Below are 21524 nucleotides of genomic sequence, written 5' to 3' on the forward strand. Positions count from 1 at the left end.
GTCCACAAACCCAGCTCCGGGTGGACTCCCAGGGCTTGGATCGTCTCACGATGGTCCAGGTCGCGCTAGGTTTTCGAGCACGTTCCGGGACCTGTTCCGGATCAGTCGCGCGCAGACTCCGAGCCCGACCAGCCCCACCACCCACGGCACGGCGACGACGGACATCGCGAGCCGGTACGCATCGAGGGAGTACGCACCCGAGGCGTCGGCCCCGACGGCGTCGAGCACGAGGCCGATCCCGAGCATCGTCGCCAGGGCAGCGACGAACCCGCCCGCGTTGACCAGGCCGGTCGCCGTGCCGAGCCGCTCCGGCGGGTTGTGGCTCCGCGCGAAGTCGAAGCCCACCAGCGACGTCGGCTGCCCGACGGCGATCACGACCATGAACACGGTCAGCGCCCACAGCGGCCGCGGCCCGGCCGGCACGAGGATGAGGACCCAGGCGGCCGCCGTCGTCATCGCGACGACGACGACGAGCCGCACGCGCCACGCCGGGCGACGTGCCGTGAACTCGCCGATCAGCGGCCCGGCCACGATCGTGCTCAGGACGTTCACCGTGAACAGCGCGCTGGCCTGCGCCGTCGAACGGCCTTCGCCGGAGACCAGGAACGGGAAGCCCCACAGCAGCACGAACATGGTGCTGGAGAACGGCGTGAGGAAGTGCGTCCAATAGCCGAGCCAGGTGCCCGGCTCACGCACCGTCGCACCGAGCCCGGAACGCGCGGGAGCGAGGGTGCGGGCGGCCCCGGCCGCGGCGGGTCGGCGCAGCGGGACCCCCGGCCGGTCGCGCACCAGGACCAGCACGGCTACCAGCATCACGACCCCGAGGGCCGCCGCGGAGCCGAACGCCGTCTGCCATCCTCGGGCGTGCAGAAGCAGGACCAGCGGCACCGCGGAGATCACCTGCCCGAGCTGTCCCAGGATCCCGGTGAGCTGGGTGAGCAGCGGGACCCGGCGCGGCGGGAACCACACGGGCACGAGCCGGATCACCGAGACGAACGTCAGCGCGTCGCCCGCGCCGACCAGGGCCCGCGCGCTCAGCGCTAGCGCGGTCGTCGTCGCGAACGCCATGATCAGTTGGCCGACCGCCATCAACACGCCGCCCGCGGCGATCAGCCGGCGGGGTCCGAGACGGTCCAGCACGATGCCGACCGGCAACTGCAGCCCTGCGTACACGAGCAGCTGCACGACGACGAACGAGGCGAGCACCGAGGCGCTCGCCCCGAACCGCTCACCGGCCTCGAGCCCGGCCACTCCGAGCGAGGACCGGTCGAGCACCGCGACCACGTACGCGAGCACCGCCGCGCCCCAGACCAGGTACGCGCGTCGGACGCTCGGCTGGCGGGCGGGCGGCCCGGGCGGAGCCGGGATCACGGGGACGCTGGGGGCTGGGGCAACGGACACTGGGTCCATTGTCCTCCCCCGGCGTCGCCCCCCGGGGTCGAACCCTGGACCGTCGAACCGGCGGACCTCAGTGCGTGGTGCCGTCCTTGCCCTGCTGGGCCAGGAACCGCTCGAACTCCTCCCCGAGCTCGTCCGCCGTCGGGATCTCAGCGGTCTCCCCCAGGAAGTTGGTCCGTCCGATCGAGCGGGCGAAGTTGTCGTACTGCTCCTCCAGGGCGCGCACGACGGCGCTCACCTCCGGGGCCGCCTCGACCTGCCGCTCGATCTCCTCGGTCGCCTCCCGCGCGGCCTCGGTCAGCGACCCCAACAACAGGTCGAGACCGGTCGCACGCTCGACGCTCTCCAGGGCGACGATCGTGGCCTGCGGGAACGGCGACTGGGCGAGGTAGTGCGGCACGTGCACCGCGAAGCCCATCGCGTCGTGCCCGGCCTGACCCAGCCGGTACTCCAGCAGCGCGCTCGCACTGGCGGGGACCTGCACCGCACCGAACCACGAGGTGTGGTTCACGACGAGCTCGGCGCGGGTGCCGTGCGCGGTGACCGACAGCGGGCGGGTGTGCGGCACGCCCATCGGGATGCCGTGGATGCCGATCGTCAGCGGCACGTCAAACCGCTCGACCAGCTGGCGGACGGCGGCGGCGTAGCGCTCCCACTGGATGTCCGGCTCGAGGCCGCGCAGCAGCAGGAAGGGCACCCCGGCCGCGTCCTCGACCAGGTCGAGGACGAGCTCCGGCTCGGCGTACGAGCTCCACGTCGTGGAGTCGAAGGTCATCGTGGGGCGCCGCGACCGGTAGTCCAGCAGCTGGTCGACGTCGAACGTCGCCAGGCGCGTCGTGCGCAGCTCTTCCGAGAGGTGCACCGCCGCGAGCTGGCCGGCACTGCCGGCGTCGACGAAACCGCGGACCGCGTGCACCAGCACCGGCCCGGAGTGCGTCAGCCCTGTCCTGGCTGCGTCCAGCAGCTCCGCGGCATCGGGCTCGACGTCGTAGATCTCGCTCGGATCCAGCATGGCTCCCTCATTTCGTCTCCTCGGCCCGAGTGCGCTTTCGGCGCACCGGACCTTCGGATCAACGCTCGGTGGTCGCGGATCCTTCCCGCACCTGCTCCGAGCATCCGGGAGTTCCGGGTCATGACGACCATTCTCACCCCCGCGCGCGCGGGGCCGCGTCCGCCGACCGGTGGATAACGGCGCGGGGCGGACACGGGTGCGCGCCGCACGCCCGAGAGCGGATAATGGACGCCGCCCGGACGGGCGGGCGGCCGGATCTGGCCGTCGACGCAGGTGGGCGGGAGCACAACGATGGCGGGTCGCGAGTCGGAGCTGCGCGGTGAGCAGAAGACCGTGGACGGGCTGTACGACCGGCTCGACGGGCTCCGGGCACAGACCCGTGAACGGCTGCGCGAGGTCCGCCGCGAGGGCCCCTCGGGCTCCCCGCAGAACCGCAGCGAGCGGGACGCCTTCGCGACGCTCTACGAGGACCGGATCGCCCAGCTCGAGGCCGTCGAGGACCGCCTCGCGTTCGGGCGTCTCGACCTGACCGACGGCGACCGGCGGTACATCGGCCGGATCGGGCTGACCGACACCGACCACTCCTCGATGCTGACCGACTGGCGCGCGCCCGCGGCGCAGGCCTTCTACCGGGCGACCGCCGCGCACGCCGACGGCGTCGTGCGGCGCCGGCACCTGATCACGCGCCGCCGGTCGGTGACCGGGATCGAGGACGAGGTGCTCGACCTGGACGCGCTCGGCGTCGGCGCGGACGGGGACTGGGACGGCACCGACCACCTGTCCGGCCTGACCGGCGAGGGTGCGCTGCTCGCGGCCCTCGCGGCCGGCCGGACCGGCCGGATGGGCGACATCGTCGCGACCATCCAGGCCGAGCAGGACGCGATCATCCGGGCCGACCTCGCGGGCGCGCTCGTGGTCCAGGGCGGCCCGGGCACCGGCAAGACGGCGGTCGCGCTGCACCGGGCGGCCTACCTGCTGTACTCCCACCGCCGGCTGCTCGAGCGCTCCGGCGTGCTCCTGATCGGACCGAGCCGGGTCTTCCTGCGCTACATCGACCAGGTGCTGCCCTCGCTCGGCGAGACCGGCGTGGTGACCACGACGATCTCCGAGCTCTACCCCCGGCTGAGCGCCACCGGCGTCGAGGACGAGGCGATCGCCGAGCTCAAGGGCCGCCAGCTCTTCGGCGAGGTGATCGCGCGCGCCGTGCGCCAGCGCCAGCGGGTGCCCGCGGCCAGCAAGGAGCTGCGCATCGACGGGAACACCCTGGTCATCACGCCGCGGGACGTCTCGGAGGCGATCGCGCGGGCCCGCCGCAACCACCGCCCGCACAACCTCGCGCGCATCACGTTCGTGCGCGACATGCTCTCCCGGCTCGCCGAGCAGTACGTCGAGCAGCTCGGCTACCCGCTCGCGGCCGACGAGCGCGGCGACGTGCTCGAGGAGCTCCGTGCGGACCGTGACGTGCGGATCGCGCTCAACCTCGCCTGGATGCCGCTCACCCCGCAGAAGCTCATCGAGGACCTGTTCAGCAAGCCGGCGCGGCTCGCCGCGGCGGCCCCCGGACTGGGCGCGGCCGACCGGGCCCTGCTCTACCGCGAGGCCGGCGCGCCATGGACCCCGGCCGACGTGCCGCTGCTCGACGAGGCCGCCGAGCTGCTCGGCGAGGACGACCAGGCCGCCCGGGCGCAGGCGCGCACGGACGCCGCGAACCGCACCGCCGAGCTCGAGTACGCGCGCCGGGTGCTGCAGTCCTCCGGGAACGAGGGCCTGGTCTCGGCCGAGCTGCTCGCCGACCGGTTCGCGAGCACCGGTCCGCGCCTGACGACCGCCGAGCGCGCGGCGGCGGACCGGACGTGGACCTACGCGCACGTCGTGGTCGACGAGGCCCAGGAGCTCTCGGCGATGGCCTGGCGGATGCTGCTGCGCCGGGTGCCGACCCGTTCCATGACGATCGTGGGCGACGTCGCGCAGACCTCCACCCGGGCCGGCGCGCACTCCTGGCCCGCCATGCTCGACCCGCTGCTGCGCACAAGCTGGCGCCTCACCGAGCTCACGGTCAACTACCGCACGCCGTCTTCGGTTGCGGACGCCGCGCAGCGGGTCGCGATCGCGGCCGGCCTGCCGGTGAGCTCGCTGACGTCGGCCCGCGAGGTCGACGACGCACTCGTCGTCGAGCAGGTGCCCGACGCCGGCGCGCTCGCCGCGGGCGCCGCCCGGCACGCCCGCGCCGCGCTCCGGCGGCTCCACGCCGGCGCGGAGGGGGGCCGGGTGGCGGTCATCGTGCCCGGGGACCTGCTGCCCGCGGTGCGTGCGGCGCTCTCCGACGAGGGGCTGGACGACGCGCTGGGCTCGGGCGTCTCGGCGTTGGACGCCCCGCTGATCCTGCTGCGGCCGCGCGAGGCCAAGGGGCTCGAGTTCGACATCGTCGTGCTCGTCGAGCCCGCCGAGGTGGGCGCGGCGAGCACGGGCGACCTGTACGTCGCGATGACCCGCCCGACCCAGCAGCTGCGCGTGGTGCACCACGCGGAGCTTGCGCCGGGGTTCGCTCCGGAGCCGTCCGCGCGGTAGCCCGCGCGCTTCGGAGCGTCCGATGGGCGGGACTTTCTTGGCCCAGAGCGCGAACGGGAGGAACATGGCGCCGTGCTACGCGCCCTGCTCCTCGAGAACCTCCATCCGCTTGCCACGTCGATCCTGGCCGCACAGGGGATCGAGGTGATCACGCGTACGGGCTCCCTGGACGAGTCCGAGCTCATCGACGCCCTCCAGGGCGTGCATCTGCTCGGCATCCGGTCCAAGACCCACGTCACCGAGAAGGTCGTCGCGAACGCCCCCGACCTGCTCGCCATCGGGGCCTACTGCATCGGCACGAACCAGATCGACCTCGCCGCCGCCGGGCACCGGGGTGTGGCGGCGTTCAACGCGCCGTTCTCCAACACCCGGTCCGTGGTCGAGATCGCGCTGGCCGACATCATCGCCCTGACCCGCCGGCAGCCGGTGCTCAACCGGTCGATGCACGAGGGCGTCTGGAACAAGACCTCCGAGGGCGCGCACGAGGTGCGCGGCCGCACGCTCGGCATCATCGGCTACGGAAACATCGGCACCCAGCTGTCCGTGCTCGCGGAGAACCTCGGCATGTCGGTCGTGTTCTACGACACCGCCGAGAAGCTCGCGCTGGGCAACGCCCGGCGCATGGAGACCATCGACGAGCTGCTCGAGACGGCCGACATCGTCACCCTGCACGTCGACGGCCGCGACGGCAACGCCGGGCTGTTCGGCGCCAAGCAGTTCGCCCGGATGCGGCCCGGCGCGGTGTTCCTCAACCTCTCGCGCGGCTTCGTGGTCGACGACGCCGTGCTGGCCGAGGCGATCAGCTCCGGGCACCTCGCCGGTGCGGCGGTCGACGTCTTCCCGGTCGAGCCGAAGCGCCGCGGCGACACGTTCGTGTCCCCGCTGCAGAACATGGCGAACGTGATCCTCACGCCGCACACTGGCGGGTCGACCGAGGAGGCGCAGGAGGCCATCGGGGTGTTCGTCTCGAACAAGCTCCGGGACTACCTCGCGACCGGCACCACGACCCTCAGCGTGAACGTGCCGAACCTCGCGCTCGAGCAGACGCCCTCGAGCCACCGGCTCGCGCACCTGCACAGCAACACCCCGGGCGTGCTCGCCGCGGTGAACGCGGTGCTCGCGAACCACGGGGTGAACATCGAGGGTCAGATCCTGGCCACCCGCGGCGACCTCGGCTACGTGGTGACCGACGTCGGCTCGGACATCGCCCCGGACGCCGTGGACGCCCTGGCGAACATGTCCCAGACCGTCCGCCTGCGTCTGCTCTCCTAAGAGCCGGACTCCGCCGGGACCTCCGCCCTCGGCGGAGGTCCCGGCGGAGTCTTTTCTCAGGCTGAGCCGGCGCGGCGGCGGAAGGTGCGCTGGACGGGACCTGAGGTCTCCGAACCGTGCACCTGGCCGGTGTTGGACTGGCCGTCGGTCGTGCGGTGCTGGCCGGCTTTCTTGCGGTCTAGCGCCTCACGGAACTTCGCTTTGGCGTCCTCGTGCGCGCCCTCACTCGTGGCTGCGTCGTCGTGCTCCTGTTGCGCCATCTGCGGTTCCTCCTGCTCAGTGGTGCCGGCCGCGTTCGCGGCCACTGTCCCCAGCCTGGTCGGTGGGGTGGTCAGATGCCAATGGATTGGCTGGCGGCGGGCGTGCGGTCCACCCATTCGCCGTCGGGCAGGGCGTCGGGCGTGGCGCCCGGTGTTGCGCCTGGCGTGGCGCCCGGCGTGGCGCCCGGCAGCACACAGAGCAGCCGGTCGAGCTCGGCGACGGTCGCCACGACGTGGTCCGCACCCGCCCCGACCAGCTCGCCGTCGGCCGCGAAACCCCAACCGACCCCGATCGACGTGACGCCGTTCGCGGCGCCGCCCTCGATGTCGTGCCGGCGGTCGCCGACCATCACGACCCTCGCCGGGTCCGGCGCGCCGAGCTGGCGCAGGGCGCCGGCCACGACCTCGGCCTTGCTCAGCGTGCCCTCCACGGTGTTGCCCGCGATGACCGTGAAGTACTCGTCGAGGCCGAAGTGCGCGAGCGTCAGCTCGCCGTCGGCGACCGGCTTCGCGGTCGCGAGTGCGAGCCGGAACCCGTTCGCGTCGAGGCTGCGCACCAGGTCCGCGATGCCGGGCACCAGCTCGGCCTCGTACAGTCCCTGCGCGCTGTGCCGGTCACGGTAGGCGTCCATGGCCGCCGGCAGCTCGTCGTCGCGCACGCCCAGCAGCGACAGGTTCTCCTGCAGCGGCGGCCCGATCACCCAGGTGAGGTCGTCGTCGTCGGCCACGGGACGCCCGACGGCGGCGAGCGCGTGCCGGTAGGAGCCGGTGATCCCCACCTGCGGGTCGGTGAGCGTGCCGTCGAGGTCGAACAGGACGGTGTCGATCGGCGCGGGGTTGAGCACACCGATGAGCGTAACCGCCCGGGCTGGGAGGCGACCGCCCGATGCCGGCCCGCGCCGCCCCTGGCCGGCGGCTCGCGTAGCGTCGAGGCATGCATCTCGCCGAGCCGACCCGCTATGCCTCGCTGCCGTACCGCCGGACCGGACGGAGCGGGCTCGACCTGCCCGCGATCTCGCTCGGGCTGTGGCAGAACTTCGGCGCGGGCGATCCGCTGGCGCGCCAGCGCGACGTCGTGCTGCACGCGTTCGACCGCGGCATCACGCACTTCGACCTGGCGAACAACTACGGTCCGCCGCCCGGTTCGGCGGAGCAGAACTTCGGCGCGATCCTGCGCTCGGACCTCGCGCCGTTCCGCGACGAGCTGGTCATCTCCACCAAAGCGGGCTACGACATGTGGCCCGGCCCGTACGGGGTGGGCGGCTCGCGCAAGTACCTGCTGGCGTCCCTCGACCAGTCGCTCGCGCGGCTGGGGGTGGACTACGTCGACCTCTTCTACAGCCACCGGTTCGACGAGACGACCCCGCTCACCGAGACGATGGGCGCGCTCAAGACCGCGCTGGACTCCGGCCGGGCGCTGTACGTCGGCATCTCCTCCTACAGCGCCCACCGCACGCTGGAGGCGCTCGAGGTCGCGGCGTCGATCGGCCTCACGCTGACCATCCACCAGCCGTCGCACTCGATGCTCAACCGCTGGATCGAGCGGCCCGATCCGCTCGCCGGGGACCGCTCGCTGCTCGACGTGCTCGGGTCGGCCGGGCTCGGCACCATCGTGTTCTCGCCGCTCGCGCAGGGCATGCTCACCTCGAAGTACCTGGGCGGCGTGCCCGCGGACTCGCGAGCCGCGCGCGGCGGGTCCCTGCGGGCGGAGTTCCTCACCGCGGAGAACCTCGGCCACGTCCGCGCGCTCGGCGACCTCGCGGCCGCGCGCGGGCAGTCGCTCGCGCAGCTGGCGATCGCCTGGAGCCTGCGCGACCCGCGGGTCACCTCGGCGCTGCTCGGCGCGAGCAGCGTCGCGCAGCTCGACGAGAACCTCGCGGCCCTGGAGCGGCTCGACTTCTCCGCCGGCGAGCTCGCGGCGATCGACGAGCACGCCGTCGACGCCGGGGTCAACATCTGGGCGTCACGCTCGAGCGACCTGTGACGGCTCCCACGGCGACCGCTGCGGCGGTCGCCGATGCGGCCCGGTATGCCGGGCAGTGGCTCGAGGTGCAGCAGCGCCTGACGCGGGTCCCCGGGGTGCAGGTCGCCGTCGCGCACGGCGACGACCTGCTGCTGTCCCGCGCGTACGGCCTGGCCGACGTCGCCGCGGGCACCGCGCTGACCACGCGGCACCTGTTCCGGGTGGCGTCGCACTCGAAGATGTTCACCGCGACGGCGGTGCTCCAGCTGGCCGAGGCCGGCCTGCTGCGCCTGGACGACCCGGTCGAGAGCTGGCTCGCCCCGCTCACCGGCACTCCGCTCGGCGCCGCGAGCCTTCGGGACCTGCTCGGGCACGGCGCGGGCGTCAGCCGCGACTCCACCGACGGCGACTTCTGGCAGCTCTTCGCGCCGTTCCCCGACGCCGAACGCCTGCTCGCGGTCACCGGGCCGGGTTCGGGCGCCCCGATCCGTCCGGTCGCCGAACGGTTCAAGTACTCCAACCTGGGCTTCGGGCTGCTCGGGCAGGTCATCGAGGCGGCGAGCGGGCTCACGTTCGGCGAGTACGTCCGGGCGCGCATCGCCGCCCCGCTCGGGCTCGAGGCCACCGGGAGCGAGTGGGACCCGGCCCGCGCCGCGCAGTTCGCGACCGGGCACACCGGCGCGGCGACGGCCGCCGCCCAGGATTCACCGCGGCAGGGGATCGACCCGATCGACACGCGCGCGCTGGCCCCCGCGACGGGCGTGTACTCGACCGCCGAGGACCTCGTCCGGTTCGCCGCCGCGCACTACCTCGGCGACTCGCGACTGCTGAGCGACGCCGCCAAGCGGCGCATGCAGCACAGCGAGTGGAGCGCGGTGCGCGACGGCGAGGACTACGGCCTCGGTGTGATCCTGACGACGATCGGCGCACGCCGCACGGTCGGGCACAGCGGCGGGTTCCCCGGCTACATCACCCGCACGATCCTCGACCCGGTGGACCGGTTCGCGGTCTCGGTGCTCACCAACGCGATCGACGGCCCGGCCGGCGCGCTCGCCGCGACCATCGTGCGGTTCGTGAACCTAGCCACCGAGGTGCCGGCGCCGCACGACGTCGCCGGGCTCGACCGGTTCACCGGCCGGTTCGCGAACCTGTGGGGCCTGCTCGACGTCGTGCGCCTGGGCGGGCGGTTGTACGCGTTCGACCCCGCGGCGGGCGACCCGACGGACCACCCGGTGCACCTCACCGTCGAGGACGACTCGACCCTGCGGATCGGGGGCGGCACCGGCTACGGGTCCTTCGGGGAGGCGTTCGAGTACACCTGGGCACCCGATGGCTCGGTCGCCTCGCTGCGGGCGGACAGCGCGCAGAGCGTCTTTCCGGTCGACGCCTACCGGGCGGCGCAGGCGAGCGGCGACGTCGTGACCGGCTCGAAACGGAATGCTACTCACTAGTAACCTACGGGTCCGTAAGTTAATGTCGATCGGGTGACCTCACCCCTCGCCGGCCGCCCCTGGCTGGCTTCGTACACCCCTGATGTCCCTGCCCAGGTGGAGGTGCCCGACGAGCCCGTCACCGCTGCGCTGACCCGCGCGGCGGACCGCTTCGGGGGCCGGATCGCGGTCGACTTCCTCGGCCGCACGACGTCGTACCGTGCGCTGGCCCGCCAGGTGGACCGAGCCGCGGGCGCGCTCGCGGAGCTCGGCGTGCGGCCGGGCGACCGGGTCGCGATCGGGCTGCCCAACTGCACGTCGCACGTCGTCGCGTTCTACGCGGTGCTGCGCCTCGGGGCCGTCGTCGTCGAGCACAACCCGACCTACGGCGCCGAGGAGGTCGCCCACCAGCTCGCCGACTCGGGCGCGGTCGTCGCGATCTGGTGGAGCAAGACCGCCGCGCGGGTCACCGCGACGGCCGGACGGACGGCGGTGCGCGCGCTCCTGACGGTCGATCTCGCCGCGGACCTCCCCACCGGCAAGCGCCTCGCCCTTCGCCTGCCCGTGGCCCGCGCACGCACCCTGCGGGGCGAGCTCGGCGGCCCGGCGCCGGCCGGATCGCTCGACTGGCGCCGACTCGTGCGTCGAGCGCGCCCGCTGGACGCCCGCCACCCGCTGCCCGCCGCCGGCGACACCGCGCTGCTGCAGTACACCGGCGGCACGACCGGGACCCCCAAGGGCGCGGTGCTCACGCACCGCAACCTCGTGGCCAACGCGGTGCAGGGCGCCGCGTGGGCGGGCCTGCGGGAGGGAGCGGAAACCGTCTACGGCGTGCTGCCCTTCTTCCACGCCTTCGGGCTCACCCTCTCGCTGACGTTCGCCGCGCGGATCGCAGCCACCATGGTGGCCTTCCCGAGGTTCGACCCGGCCGCGGTTCTCGCGGCTCAGGCGCGGCGCCCGGCGACGTTCCTGGCCGGGGTCGCGCCGATGTTCGACCGCCTCGCGGCCCTGGCCGCCGAGCGATCGGCGGACCTGACCTCGATCCGGGTGGCGTTCGCCGGTGCGATGCCCATCTCCCCCGAGACCGCCCACCGCTGGGAGGTACGCACCGGCGGCCTGCTGATCGAGGGCTACGGGATGACGGAGACGTCGCCGCTCGCGCTCGGCAACCCCTGCTCCGCGGACCGGCGCCCGAGCACCCTCGGCCTGCCGTTCCCGAGCACGGACATCCGCGTCGTGGACACCGACGATCCGGCGCGCGACGTCGCCGCCGGTGAGCGCGGGGAGCTGCTCGTGCGCGGGCCCCAGGTGTTCGCCGGGTACTGGAACCGCCCCGCGGAGACGGCGGCCGTCCTGCTCCCCGGTGGGTGGCTGCGCACCGGAGACGTGGTCGTGGTCGATGACGGCGGCTCGGTCACCCTGGTCGACCGCACCAAGGAGATGATCATCACCGGCGGGTTCAAGGTCTACCCGTCACAGGTCGAGGATCACCTGCGCGAGATGCCCGGGGTGGCCGACGCCGCCGTCGTCGGGATACCGGGCGGCGATCTCGGCGAGCGCGTGGTGGCCGCGATCGTGCTGGCGGCACAGGACGCCGCGGCGGGCAACGTCGACCTCGCGGCGGTGCGGGCGTGGTGCGAACAACGCCTCGCCCGGTACGCGATCCCGCGTGAGCTGGTCATCCTGACCGAGCTCCCCCGGTCGCCGATCGGGAAGGTCCTGCGCCGCGCGGTGCGCGACGGACTGCTCGCCGGTCGAGGTCCGGCGCACGCCTAGCGCAGGGCCATTTGGATCCCGCTCGCGGACGCTGGTTCCGCAGACGCCCGAACAGGAGGATGATGGAGTTGATGTCCTCCCAACCCACCGGTCGCCGCCGGCACCTGCCCAACAGTCCGTTCAACGCCGCCCGAGAGGCGGCTGCAGCGGCAATCAAACCGATCCCCGTAGGGGCTCGCGTTTCTCACGAGCGGCACGGCCTCGGCCGTGTGGTGGCTCTTGACGGCGATCGCGCCGTCATCGTCGACTTCGGCTCGGGCGATCGTCGCCGCGTCGCACTCGACAGCGCCAAGCTCGAACGGCTCTGACTTACTCGCAGCACTGCTCGCAGTGACCGCGGGTCCGTCAACCGTCCGGACAATCGTGGGTCACGCCTGTTCCGAGACCCTTGCGTACCGGAGCCGATGAGCCGAACCCGCGCTCCCGGAACCGCCGTTCTCGGAATTGCACCGTCCCCGGAGCGACCCGCATCGCACCGCACCCCACGACGGTGCTCGCATCGCGTTGCTCCTGTTCGCCTTCGTCTCGAGAGCGAACCCGTCTCTTGGAGACGAAAGCGTCGTCGCACGCAGCGCCGGCCCCGCACCGAGGTGCGAGGGCCCCGCACCCGGGCGCGACCCCCCACTCGCTAGGGCGTGACGCCGCCGCTCACGGCGTCTGACACACCCGCATCGCCGGGCACAGCCTCGGCGTCCCGAACTGCCTGGTGCTCAGCGCGGAGCAACGTGATCGCCGCCTCGAAGTCCTCGAGGGAATTGAAGCCCTGATAGACGCTCGCGAACCGCAGGTACGCCACCTCGTCCAGGTCGCGGAGCGGACCGAGGATCGTCAGCCCGATCTCATAGGCGTCGAGCTCGGCGCTGCCGGTGCTTCGGATGGTCTCCTCGACCCGCTGGGCGAGCAGGGCGAGATCATCCTCACTGACCGGCCGCCCCTGGCACGCCTTTCGGACGCCGGTGATGATCTTCTCGCGGCTGAACGGCTCGGTCGCTCCTGATCGCTTGACCACGGACAGGCTCGCCGTCTCGACGGTCGTGAAACGCCGGTTGCACTGCGGGCACTGGCGACGTCGGCGGATCGAGGCGCCATCGTCGGAGGTCCGCGAGTCGACAACGCGGGAATCCGAGTGGTGACAGAACGGACAGTGCACGCCAACCTCCGCTCGGTGGATCTTCCGGTGGCTGTTCCGGCGAGGGCGGTCGCCCCGATCAACTAGATCTGGGCAGCGCGACGGATCCCGGCCCCACATCTGGGGAAAACCTAGAGGTCCACGCGCCCGGACGCAAGGCAGCACCGCAGGGGGCCGCGCGCAACGCACCGCAGGGCGCCGTGCGCAACGCACCGCAGGCGCCACCGCAGGTGCCGGCGCACAAGGCACGAGGCGCCGCGCGCACGGCGACTCTCAGCGCGCCGGCACCAGGATCTGCCGGCCCGCACGCAGGCCGCCGTCGCCGAGACCGTTCAGGGCCACGAGCTCGTCGACCGTATCTCGGACGTCGTCGTGCGGGGCGGTGTAGGCGAGCGCGATGTCCCACAGGCTCTCGCCGGTACTCACGGTGTACGTGTCCACCGGGATCGGGTCGGCGGGCGCACCGGCGACCGCTCGGCCGCCGATCAGCACCACTGCGAACGCCACGAGCACCGCGAGCCCGCCCAGCACGCGGCGTCCGCGTGCCGTGAGCGTCAGCTCGATCTCGCCACTCATGCCCATCGGGTGCATCACTGCTGCGCTCATGTCCCGCTCCTCTTCGGCTGGTTGCTCGATCGGCACGTGGAGATCTTGCCGTCGAACACCTGTTCGTCGAACGTCTGTACGATGTCTAGCACGTGTTCCACCGGTTGTCGAGACACGATCGAACAGATGTTTGAAACATTGCCCTTTGCCTCCTAGGCTGTGGGTACGGAGCAAGCGCACCACGAGCCACCCACACGCTCGGTCGGGCGGGCACGCTAGGAGGAGGAGATCGGTGACAACTCACGGGAGCATCCCGGGCGGACCGCAGGAGCCAGGCAGTCCCCGAGTCAAGGGACACAGTCGCCAACCGCTGCACGCCCTACCGGTCGGTCCGCCGGACAGCGACGGCCTCACCGCGCGCCAACGGCTCGTCCTGGAGACGATCCGGTCGTCGGTCACGAACCGTGGCTACCCGCCGAGCATGCGCGAGATCGGCGAGGCGGTCGGCCTGGCCAGCCCGTCCAGCGTCAAGCACCAGCTCACGGCGCTCGAGCGCAAGGGCTACCTGCGCCGGGATCCGAACCGTCCGCGCGCGATCGAGGTCATGCACCCGGACGACTCACGGCCGATCCAGGCCCTGAAGCCGGCCGATGGCGAGGCCGAGTCGTTCGGCGAGGAGTATCTCGCCGCACGGGACGGCTCCCCGACGCCGTCCTATGTACCGGTGGTGGGTCGGATCGCCGCTGGTGGCCCGATCCTGGCCGAGCAGATCGTGGAGGACGTCTTCCCCCTGCCCCGTCAGCTCGTCGGTGACGGCGACCTGTTCCTGCTCAAGGTCGCGGGCGACTCGATGATCGACGCGGCGATTTGCGACGGCGACTGGGTCGTCGTCCGACGCCAGCCGGTCGCCGAGAACGGCGAGATCGTCGCGGCCATGATCGACGGCGAGGCGACGGTCAAGACGCTCAAGCGCGTGGACGGCCACGTGTGGCTGCTGCCGCACAACCCCGCGTACTCGCCGATCGACGGTGATGCCGCGCAGGTGCTCGGTCGTGTCGTCAGCGTGCTCCGGAAGCTCTGAGAGCAGCGGGAGGCTCACGATGCCCGGACGGATTCGCGACCCCGGCCCCAAGGCCATCCGGGCCGGGCTCGGTCAGGTTCACCATGACCCGCCCGCGCCCGCGCAGGGCGGCGCGGGCGCGGGGCCCGCGGCAGTGCCGGACACCGACGGCGAGCCTGGATCGAAGCCGGTCGGGTCGCCCGACAGCTCCTCGGTCGACGACGCGGCGGAGCCCGGACTCACCTAGGATCGGCACTCGCCGTCACGCCATCGGGCACGGGCACAGCGTGCTCCTCGAACGGTGCCGGGATCGAGAGGTGGCCGGAGATCCGGTCTGCGGCGACGGGTGTCGAGTACAGGTACCCCTGGCCGAGGCGGCACCCCATGGACCACAGCTCGTCCCGCTGCCCAGGCTTCTCGATCCCCTCGGCCACCACCTCGAGGCGCAGCGAGTGGGACAGCGAGATGATCGCGTTCACGAGCGCGCCGGCGTCGGGGTCGCCCAGTCCCAGCCGGTCGACGAACGCCTTGTCGATCTTCAGGATGTCGAGCTGGAGCTGCTGGAGGTACGCCAGGGAGGAGAAGCCGGTGCCGAAGTCGTCGATGGCCAGCTTGACCCCGGCATCGCGCAGGGAGAGCAGCTGCTCCGAGACGGCGGGCGGGTCGAGGGCGAAGATGCTCTCGGTGAGCTCGAGCACCAGCTGACCAGGACGCACGCCGTGGCGGCGCAGCACCGAGCGGACCTCATCGACGAAGCCCGGCTCGCGCAGCTGGCGAGCGGAGACGTTCACGGACATGCGCAGCCCCGGACTGCCGGCACCGGCCCAGGACTCCAGCTGGGCGCAGGCAGCGTCCAGCACCCAGGCACCGAGCTCGACGATCAGCCCGGTCTCCTCGGCCAGCTCGACGAAGTCGATGGGTGGCAGCAGGCCCCGACCGGGGTGCTGCCATCGCACGAGGGCCTCGCAGCCCGTGATCTCGCCCGTCTCGATGGCCACGATCGGCTGGTAGAGCAGGACGAACTCGTCGCGCTGGAGCGCACGTTCGAGGTCGGTCCTACGGGTGAGCCGGTCCAGCATGCGGGTGCTCAGGTCCTCCTCGTAGCGAACGACCTGACCCTTGCCCCGCTCCTTGGCCGCGTAGAGCGCCAGGTCGGCGCACCGCATCTGCTCGGTCAGGTCGAGCGCGTCGTGCTCCTGCGGGGTCACGACGAGGCCGACGCTCGCTCCCATCCACAGGTCCTCGCCGACGACGTCGAACGCCGCGGCAAAGCACGCGAGCGCCCGCTCGGCGAGTCCCGCCGGATGGGTGGCCTCGTCGAGGTCTTCGACCAGCACCGCGAACTCGTCGCCCCCGAACCTCGCCACGGTGGCCCCCGCCCGGAACGTGCCGTTCAGCCGGGTTGCCACGTGCAGCAACAGATCGTCGCCCGCGGCGTGACCGTGGGTGTCGTTGACGATCTTGAAGTCATCGAGATCGATGATCAGGATGGCGATCGCTCCACCCGACCGGGCGGTCCTCGCCATGGCGTGCTCCGCGCGATCCCAGAAGAGCGCCCGGTTCGCCAGACCGGTCAGGGGATCATGGAAGGCCTGATGCTTCAGGCGAGCCTCGAGCGCCCGCCGCTCGGAGACATCCCGCATCGTCAGGACGATGCCGGCGACCTGCTCGTCGTCGAGCAGGTTGTTGGACAGCACCTCGAACGCGACCGACGTGCCGTCACGGTGGCGCAGGTGCCAGTCGCCGCTGGCCTGCATCATCCCGGTCGGGGCGGAGGAGCTTGCGAACATGGCGGTGGCCTCGGCGGCATCCTCCGGACGCAGGAACTCCGCCAGTGCGCGCCCGAGGACCTCCTCGACCGGGCGTCCCAGGCTCCGCCCCAGGGACGGTGTGCCGTAGGTGATCTCGCCGCGACGATTGACGGTCAGGATGATGTCGGTGGTGTTCGCCAGGATGCCCCTGAACCGCTCCTCGCCCTGGCGTTGCCGCAGGCTTTCGGCGAGGTTCGCGCTCTCCAGCGCGAGCACGACCTGCGCTGCCAGTGCGGTGAGGGACCCGTGCTGATCAGGGGTCAGTGCCGTCCCGGTCTCCACCACCAGCATGCCGCGGTCCTCGAGGTCGTAACGCAAGGGCGTCACGCTGAGCGTTCCCGAGGTGCTCAGACTTCCGCCCGCCTGTGCTTCCTGCCAGAGCCGGTCGTCGCGGGTGAGATCCTCGCGAACCTCCGAACGCGCCACGCACGCCACGACGTCGTCGGCGACGAGGTAGATCCCGGCCCGGGTCACGTCGGCAGCGCCTGTCAGCGAGTCGACTCCGTCGAGGGCCGTCCGGAAGATGTCGGAGACCCCCTGTGCCGCGACCAGGGCGCCGCTGACGGACCGGAGGGTTCGCTCGCGTTGCACGGCCTGCTGGTGCACGCCCAGGATCCCCCACAGCCTGGCGATGACGAGCAGGGAGAGCACCGCGGAGAAGGCCGCGACCGTACCGGAGTGCTCGATGCCGGTGTGCGTCACGGAGTCGGCGAACAGCACCGCGGGCGCGATCAGCATCACCCCCGCCAGCAGCGAGACCCGCAGCCGACCCATCGGGACACTGCGAACCGGCTGCTTCGCCCCGAGCCTGCGCATCGAGGGATGCAACGCCGCACAGCCCCAGGCCGCATACATGGCGGCCCAGCCCAGGTCGATCGGGCCCCCCGTCTGCCAGACGCCGTTGAGCTGACTCAGGCCGTACAACACGTCGGCGACGATCAGGACGAGCGCCCCGACGACCAGGAACTGCATCGAGCGGACCCGCGCCCCGCCGCCGCCGACCAGTCGAGCCAGCATGGCAAGAAGCAGGATGTCGCCGAGGGGGTAGGCGACCGAGATGATCCGTTGCGGTCCCGTCAGGCCCGGCGCCTGGAAGTTGGGCATGACCAGATAGACCCACGAGAGCAGTCCGAGGCTCGTGGTGATGATCAGGGCATCGATGAGGCTCGCCCGGTCCCGGGTGGACGAGCGGCCGCGAATGAAGAGGAAGAGGCCACCGGCGAACAACGGGTACGTGAGTAGGTACAGACCGTCCGCAATCGACGGAAAAGGATTGTTTTGGTGCAGCACCTGGGTCAGGAATCGGTACGTCGTGTCGCCGGAGATGAAAGACAGCTCCGCAGCCGCGAGCAGGTACCACGCGGCCCGCCGCTCAGGCTTGTAGCGAATTATCGCCACGACGGTGGCGATCACGCAGGACAAGCCGAGCGCCGACCACGCGAACGCGGACAACTCCGGTCGCAGGAAGTACAGGAGCGTGAGCAGGGCGGCGAGGACGAGGTAGGCACGCCAGGGGGTCGACGCGAACGACATCAGGCGACGCCGCGGGCGGACCAGGGGTACGACGCCGACAGCCGCGTCCACCAGCGACTCGCTGTGCATCAACGCCCCCCTCGCCAACCTGCGCGCCGGCCGCAGCGGCACCCTCGCGCCACGTCCCGAAATGTCACATTTTGCGGCACCGACGTCCGCCGATGATCGGCAGATACCGGCACCGTACGGCATTGGGGTCCGTGCCCGGGAAGATTTTCTGGGCGAATGCGGGGTGCTCCGTGGTCGTCGTGGGCTGAAATGCCATCGCCTCGGTGGCGGGAGTTTTTCGCTGGGCACATTCGGGTGAAGATTGCCCGGGGACCGGAGACTGGCCGGAGTCCGGCCGGAGTCCGGCCGGAGTCCGGCCGCCGAGCAGGGCTTCCGCTGAACGCTCGCCTAGAGCCCGAACCGGCGGGCGACTGCCGAGAGCGCCTCGGCCGAGCTGCGCAGGTTGGCGAGCTCGCCGTCGGACATGGGCAGCTCGAGCTGACGGTCGGCGCCGGTGCGGCCGACCACCGTGGGCACCGACATGCAGATGTCGCGGATCCCGTAGTAGCCGTCCAGCAGGCTCGATACCGGCAGGACCCGATGCTCGTCCTTGAGGATCGACTCGATGATGCGTGACACGGCGAGTGAGACCGCGTAGTTGGTCGCGCCCTTGCCGGCGATGATCTGGTAGGCCGACTCGATGACCTGGCGCGCGATCCCGTCACGAACCTCGGGCGTCAGCGGACCCGCGCTCCTCGACCCCCGCCAGTCGGGCAGCGGCACACCGCCGATCGTCGCCGAGCTCCAGAGCGGGAACTCCGAGTCCCCGTGCTCGCCGGCCATGTAGGCGTGCACGTTCTGCACCGCGACGCCGGTGTACTGCGAGATCAGGTACCGCAGCCGGGAGGAGTCCAGCACGGTGCCCGACCCGAAGATCTGCGCGCGCGGGAGCCCCGAGATCTTCTGGGCGGCGTAGGTCACGATGTCGACCGGGTTGGTCACCATGATGAAGATCGCGTTCGGCGCGACCTCGACCAGGGGCGGCAAGATCATCCGGGTGAGCCCGATCGTGGCCTCGGCCAGGTCCAGGCGCGTCTGCCCGGGTTTCTGCTTGGCTCCCGCCGTGACGACAACGACGTCGGCGTCCGCGCAGACCGCGACGTCGTCCGAGCCGATGACCTCGGCCATCGGCATGAACTGGATGCCGTGCCCCAGATCGAGCGCCTCGGCATGGACCTTCGCCTTGTCGATGTCGTACAGCGCGACGGTGCGTGCGGCACCGCGCATCAGCGCCGCGTAGGCCACGGTCGCGCCGACGGCGCCCGCACCGACGACGGCCAGCTTCGTGGTCCGCCGGTCGGGCCGGGGTCCGCGGCCGAGGCCGGCGTCGTCGCTGTCGTAGGTCTCGCTCACAAAAGCCTCCAGGTCATCGGTCGGTTCGAACGCGGGTGGCCGCGGAGCGGTGCGGTCAGGCTAGTGCGGCGAGCCGCTCGAGCGCTGCGATGACTACCTCGCGGTCGGTTGTGCGCCAGAAGTCCGGCAGCGAACGGGCCAGGAACTCCCCGTAGCGGGCCGTCGCGAGCCGCGGGTCGAGAACGGCGACCACGCCCCGGTCCGTCGTTCCGCGGATCAGCCGTCCCGCCCCCTGGGCGAGCAGCAGCGCGGCGTGTGTGGCGCTGACCTGCATGAACCCGTTTCCGCCGGCCGCCTCGACCGCCTCGGACCGGGCGGAACGGACCGGGTCGTCCGGGCGCGGGAACGGGATCCGGTCGATCAGCACGAGCTGGCACGACGAGCCGGGCACGTCGACCCCCTGCCAGAGCGAGAGGGTGCCGAACAGGCAGGTGGCCGGGTCCTCGGCGAACGCCTTCACGAGGGTCGGGAGCTGGTCGTCGCCCTGTGCGAGCACCGGGACGTCGAGCCGCTCGCGCATCGCCTCGGCCACCGCCAGCGCGGCTCGACGCGAGGAGAACAGGCCGAGCGTGCGGCCACCGGCGGCGGTGATGAGGGTCGCGATCTCGTCGAGCTGGGCGTCGGTGGCGGCCTCGCGGCCCGGCGCGGGGAGCCGCTTGGCGATGTACAAGATGCCCTGGCGCTGGTAGTCGAACGGGCTGCCGACGTCCAGCGCGCGCCACGGCGCGCCCGCGTCGGAGCCGGGCGACGGCGGCTTCGGCGGTGCGGACTTCGCGGGGACAGATTTCGCGGCGTCGCGCTTCGCCGCGACGGGCGCCGTCTGGCCAGGCTGCTGCGTCGCTGATCCCTCGGTGAAAATCGCCTCGATGGCGGCCTCCCTCTGTGCGACCGAGGCGTCGAGCGCCGCTTTCCTCTCGCCGAGCCTGCCGGCGACCCTCGCCGCAACCTTCTCCGCGGCGCCACTGACCGACTCGGCGACCTTCTCGGTGACTCCGGCGCCCTCCGCAGCACCCTGCGCTGTCTGCTCCTCGCCGACGGGCGCTGTCGGCGCACGCTGCGCGCTCGCCTCGAGCCCCAGCGAGCGCGCGAGCGGCACGAACGACCCGCCCAGCGCGAGCGTCGCCGACGTCAGCACCCCGGAGCGCCCCGCCAGCAGGTGCGAGCGGATCAGCCCGTTCACCGCGAGCGGGGCGGCGTGCAGGCGCGACATCCCGGCGCCACGCCAGCTGCCGCCGTCGTCCCCGCGCGAGCACCACAGCACATCGCCGCCCGCCGCGGGCCCCGCGGCCATCCGGTCGGTGATCTCGAAGAGCTCGAGCATGGCCGACGCCGCCATCTTCAGCCCGCCGCCGGCTGCCGCCGCAGGAGGGGCGCCGGCCGGCTTGAGGTCGCTGAGCAACGTGCGAGCGGCATCCCGCACGGCGCCGACGGCCGCCGCGGCCGCCGGCGGCAGCCCGTCACGGAACCGGCCCTCGGGCAGCTCCGCGAGCACGGTGCCGAGCGCGGCGCTCGCGGCGTCCATGTCGGTCGTGGTCAGGCCGCCGTGCCGGCGGGCCAGCCGTGCGGCGTGCTCGACCGTCGCCACGGACAGGTCGGCGGTGGCCTGTGCCGTCACGCGGTCGGTGAGCTCGTGGGCCTCGTCGACGATGAGCACCTCGTGCTCCGGCAGGACGCCCGGCGCACCCGACGCGGCGATCCCGAGCATCGCGTGGTTGGTCACCACGACGTCCGCCTCCTTGGCGAGCGTCCGGGCGCGCGTCGGGAAGCACTCGGCGATCTTCGGGCATTTGGGGCCGATGCACTCCATCGATGTCACGGAGACCTGCCGCCAGGCGCGGTCGCTCACCCCCGGCACGAGGTCGTCCCGGTCCCCGCTCGCCGTCTCGCGGGACCATTCGCGGGCCCGCAGCACCTGGGCGCCGAGCTCACCGGTCCGCGCACCGGCCCCCGCCCTGCCGGGCCGAGCGGGCGCGCCGTCGTCGGCCGGGGCGGGATGCTCGGCGGCGCCCGCGCGGTCACCGGGCATCTCGAAGAGGGTGCTGCCCGGCTCGTCCGCGGGGTAGCCGCCCTCGACCTTGTGCAGGCAGACGTAGTTGTGCCAGCCCTTGAGCACCGCGACGCGCGGGGCGCGCGGCAGGCGCGGGCTCATCGCGTCGACGACGAGCGGCAGGTCGCGCGTGATGACCTGCCGCTGCAGCGCGAGGGTCGCGGTGGAGACGACGACCACCTCGTCGTTGTGCACCGCGTGCGCCACCGCCGGGACGAGGTAGCCCAGCGACTTGCCCGTGCCGGTACCGGCCTGGACGAGCAGGTGCTCCCCGGCGTCGATCGCGGCGGCGACCGCGCGGGCCATCTCGTGCTGCCC

Annotated in this window: 17 protein-coding genes; 8 read left to right on the forward strand and 9 right to left on the reverse strand. The window is 72.3% G+C overall.

Translation table 11 applies throughout. From position 1 onward, the window contains the following. Positions 1-45 precede the first annotated feature (45 nt). Both VIM26_RS01730 and VIM26_RS01735 read right to left on the reverse strand, forming a co-directional pair. The gene (locus VIM26_RS01730) at positions 46-1401 is read right to left on the reverse strand and encodes an MFS transporter (protein WP_331948589.1); all 1356 of its coding nucleotides are present in this window, start codon (positions 1399-1401) and stop codon (positions 46-48) included. A gap of 67 nt (positions 1402-1468) precedes the next feature. Beyond that, complete coding sequence (locus VIM26_RS01735; RefSeq protein ID WP_331948591.1) at positions 1469-2410, reverse strand: PAC2 family protein; 942 nt, start codon at positions 2408-2410, stop codon at positions 1469-1471. Between the two features lie 291 nt (positions 2411-2701). Here VIM26_RS01735 and VIM26_RS01740 point away from each other — a divergent pair, with 291 nt between their 5' ends. Together VIM26_RS01740 and serA are read left to right on the forward strand one after the other, a co-directional pair. Then, positions 2702-4978: a HelD family protein gene (locus VIM26_RS01740; RefSeq protein ID WP_331948592.1), complete on the forward strand. Its 2277-nt coding sequence runs from the start codon at positions 2702-2704 to the stop codon at positions 4976-4978. 72 nt (positions 4979-5050) lie between these two features. Further along, on the forward strand, positions 5051-6250 hold the full coding sequence (gene serA / locus VIM26_RS01745; RefSeq protein WP_331948593.1) for a phosphoglycerate dehydrogenase: 1200 nt from the start codon (positions 5051-5053) through the stop codon (positions 6248-6250). A gap of 56 nt (positions 6251-6306) precedes the next feature. Here serA and VIM26_RS01750 read toward each other — a convergent pair whose 3' ends face one another. Further along, positions 6307-6510 carry a DUF5302 domain-containing protein gene (locus tag VIM26_RS01750; protein ID WP_331948594.1) on the reverse strand — a complete coding sequence of 68 codons (204 nt, stop codon included), beginning with the start codon at positions 6508-6510 and terminating at the stop codon, positions 6307-6309. A gap of 71 nt (positions 6511-6581) precedes the next feature. After that, the gene (locus tag VIM26_RS01755; RefSeq protein ID WP_331948595.1) at positions 6582-7355 is read right to left on the reverse strand and encodes an HAD hydrolase-like protein; all 774 of its coding nucleotides are present in this window, start codon (positions 7353-7355) and stop codon (positions 6582-6584) included. A gap of 89 nt (positions 7356-7444) precedes the next feature. On the opposite strand from VIM26_RS01755, the gene mgrA reads away from it, so the two are divergent. The 4 genes from mgrA (at position 7445) to VIM26_RS01775 (ending at position 11987) form a co-directional block, all read left to right on the forward strand. Further along, a complete protein-coding gene (gene mgrA / locus VIM26_RS01760; RefSeq protein WP_331948596.1) occupies positions 7445-8494 on the forward strand; it encodes an L-glyceraldehyde 3-phosphate reductase in 1050 nt (349 codons plus the stop codon). Further along, positions 8491-9924, forward strand: coding sequence for a serine hydrolase domain-containing protein (locus tag VIM26_RS01765; protein ID WP_331948597.1), 1434 nt, complete (start codon positions 8491-8493; stop codon positions 9922-9924). Before mgrA ends, VIM26_RS01765 begins: the two co-directional genes overlap by 4 nt. Positions 9925-9957: 33 nt before the next feature. Then, positions 9958-11679 (forward strand): AMP-binding protein, encoded by a 1722-nt coding sequence (locus VIM26_RS01770; RefSeq protein ID WP_331948598.1) that lies wholly within the window; start codon positions 9958-9960, stop codon positions 11677-11679. 62 nt (positions 11680-11741) lie between these two features. Continuing rightward, positions 11742-11987, forward strand: coding sequence for a hypothetical protein (locus VIM26_RS01775; RefSeq protein WP_331948599.1), 246 nt, complete (start codon positions 11742-11744; stop codon positions 11985-11987). 320 nt (positions 11988-12307) lie between these two features. Here VIM26_RS01775 and nrdR read toward each other — a convergent pair whose 3' ends face one another. Both nrdR and VIM26_RS01785 read right to left on the reverse strand, forming a co-directional pair. Then, a complete protein-coding gene (gene nrdR / locus VIM26_RS01780) occupies positions 12308-12829 on the reverse strand; it encodes a transcriptional regulator NrdR (RefSeq protein ID WP_331948600.1) in 522 nt (173 codons plus the stop codon). Between the two features lie 252 nt (positions 12830-13081). Next, positions 13082-13414: a LysM peptidoglycan-binding domain-containing protein gene (locus VIM26_RS01785; RefSeq protein ID WP_331948601.1), complete on the reverse strand. Its 333-nt coding sequence runs from the start codon at positions 13412-13414 to the stop codon at positions 13082-13084. A 310-nt stretch (positions 13415-13724) separates the two neighbouring features. Between VIM26_RS01785 and lexA the strand changes: the two genes are divergently transcribed. Continuing rightward, positions 13725-14435 (forward strand): transcriptional repressor LexA, encoded by a 711-nt coding sequence (lexA, locus tag VIM26_RS01790; protein ID WP_331948607.1) that lies wholly within the window; start codon positions 13725-13727, stop codon positions 14433-14435. 19 nt (positions 14436-14454) lie between these two features. After that, entirely contained in the window at positions 14455-14661 is a 207-nt protein-coding gene (locus VIM26_RS01795; protein ID WP_331948602.1) for a hypothetical protein, read from the forward strand. Here VIM26_RS01795 and VIM26_RS01800 read toward each other — a convergent pair. From VIM26_RS01800 to VIM26_RS01810, 3 genes are all read right to left on the reverse strand, one after another. Then, a complete protein-coding gene (locus VIM26_RS01800; RefSeq protein ID WP_331948603.1) occupies positions 14654-17827 on the reverse strand; it encodes an EAL domain-containing protein in 3174 nt (1057 codons plus the stop codon). The two genes, VIM26_RS01795 and VIM26_RS01800, sit on opposite strands and share 8 nt — an antisense overlap. A gap of 327 nt (positions 17828-18154) precedes the next feature. Then, positions 18155-19159 carry an L-lactate dehydrogenase gene (locus tag VIM26_RS01805; RefSeq protein ID WP_331948604.1) on the reverse strand — a complete coding sequence of 335 codons (1005 nt, stop codon included), beginning with the start codon at positions 19157-19159 and terminating at the stop codon, positions 18155-18157. Positions 19160-19214: 55 nt separating this feature from the next. Next, positions 19215-21524, reverse strand: a 2310-nt coding sequence (locus VIM26_RS01810) for an ATP-dependent DNA helicase (protein WP_331948605.1), incomplete at its 5' end; no start/stop codon positions are given.

It is taken from the genome of Pengzhenrongella sp. (assembly GCF_036565025.1).
Taxonomy (GTDB): Bacteria; Actinomycetota; Actinomycetes; order Actinomycetales; family Cellulomonadaceae; genus Pengzhenrongella.

Coding starts and splice junctions, on each gene's coding strand:
- VIM26_RS01735 (WP_331948591.1), bottom strand. CDS start 2,410: ATGCTGGATCCGAGCGAGATCTACGACGTCGAGCCCGATGCCGCGGAG.
- VIM26_RS01740 (WP_331948592.1), top strand. CDS start 2,702: ATGGCGGGTCGCGAGTCGGAGCTGCGCGGTGAGCAGAAGACCGTGGAC.
- VIM26_RS01750 (WP_331948594.1), bottom strand. CDS start 6,510: ATGGCGCAACAGGAGCACGACGACGCAGCCACGAGTGAGGGCGCGCAC.
- mgrA (WP_331948596.1), top strand. CDS start 7,445: ATGCATCTCGCCGAGCCGACCCGCTATGCCTCGCTGCCGTACCGCCGG.
- VIM26_RS01775 (WP_331948599.1), top strand. CDS start 11,742: ATGGAGTTGATGTCCTCCCAACCCACCGGTCGCCGCCGGCACCTGCCC.
- VIM26_RS01785 (WP_331948601.1), bottom strand. CDS start 13,414: ATGAGCGCAGCAGTGATGCACCCGATGGGCATGAGTGGCGAGATCGAG.
- VIM26_RS01795 (WP_331948602.1), top strand. CDS start 14,455: ATGCCCGGACGGATTCGCGACCCCGGCCCCAAGGCCATCCGGGCCGGG.
- VIM26_RS01800 (WP_331948603.1), bottom strand. CDS start 17,827: ATGCACAGCGAGTCGCTGGTGGACGCGGCTGTCGGCGTCGTACCCCTG.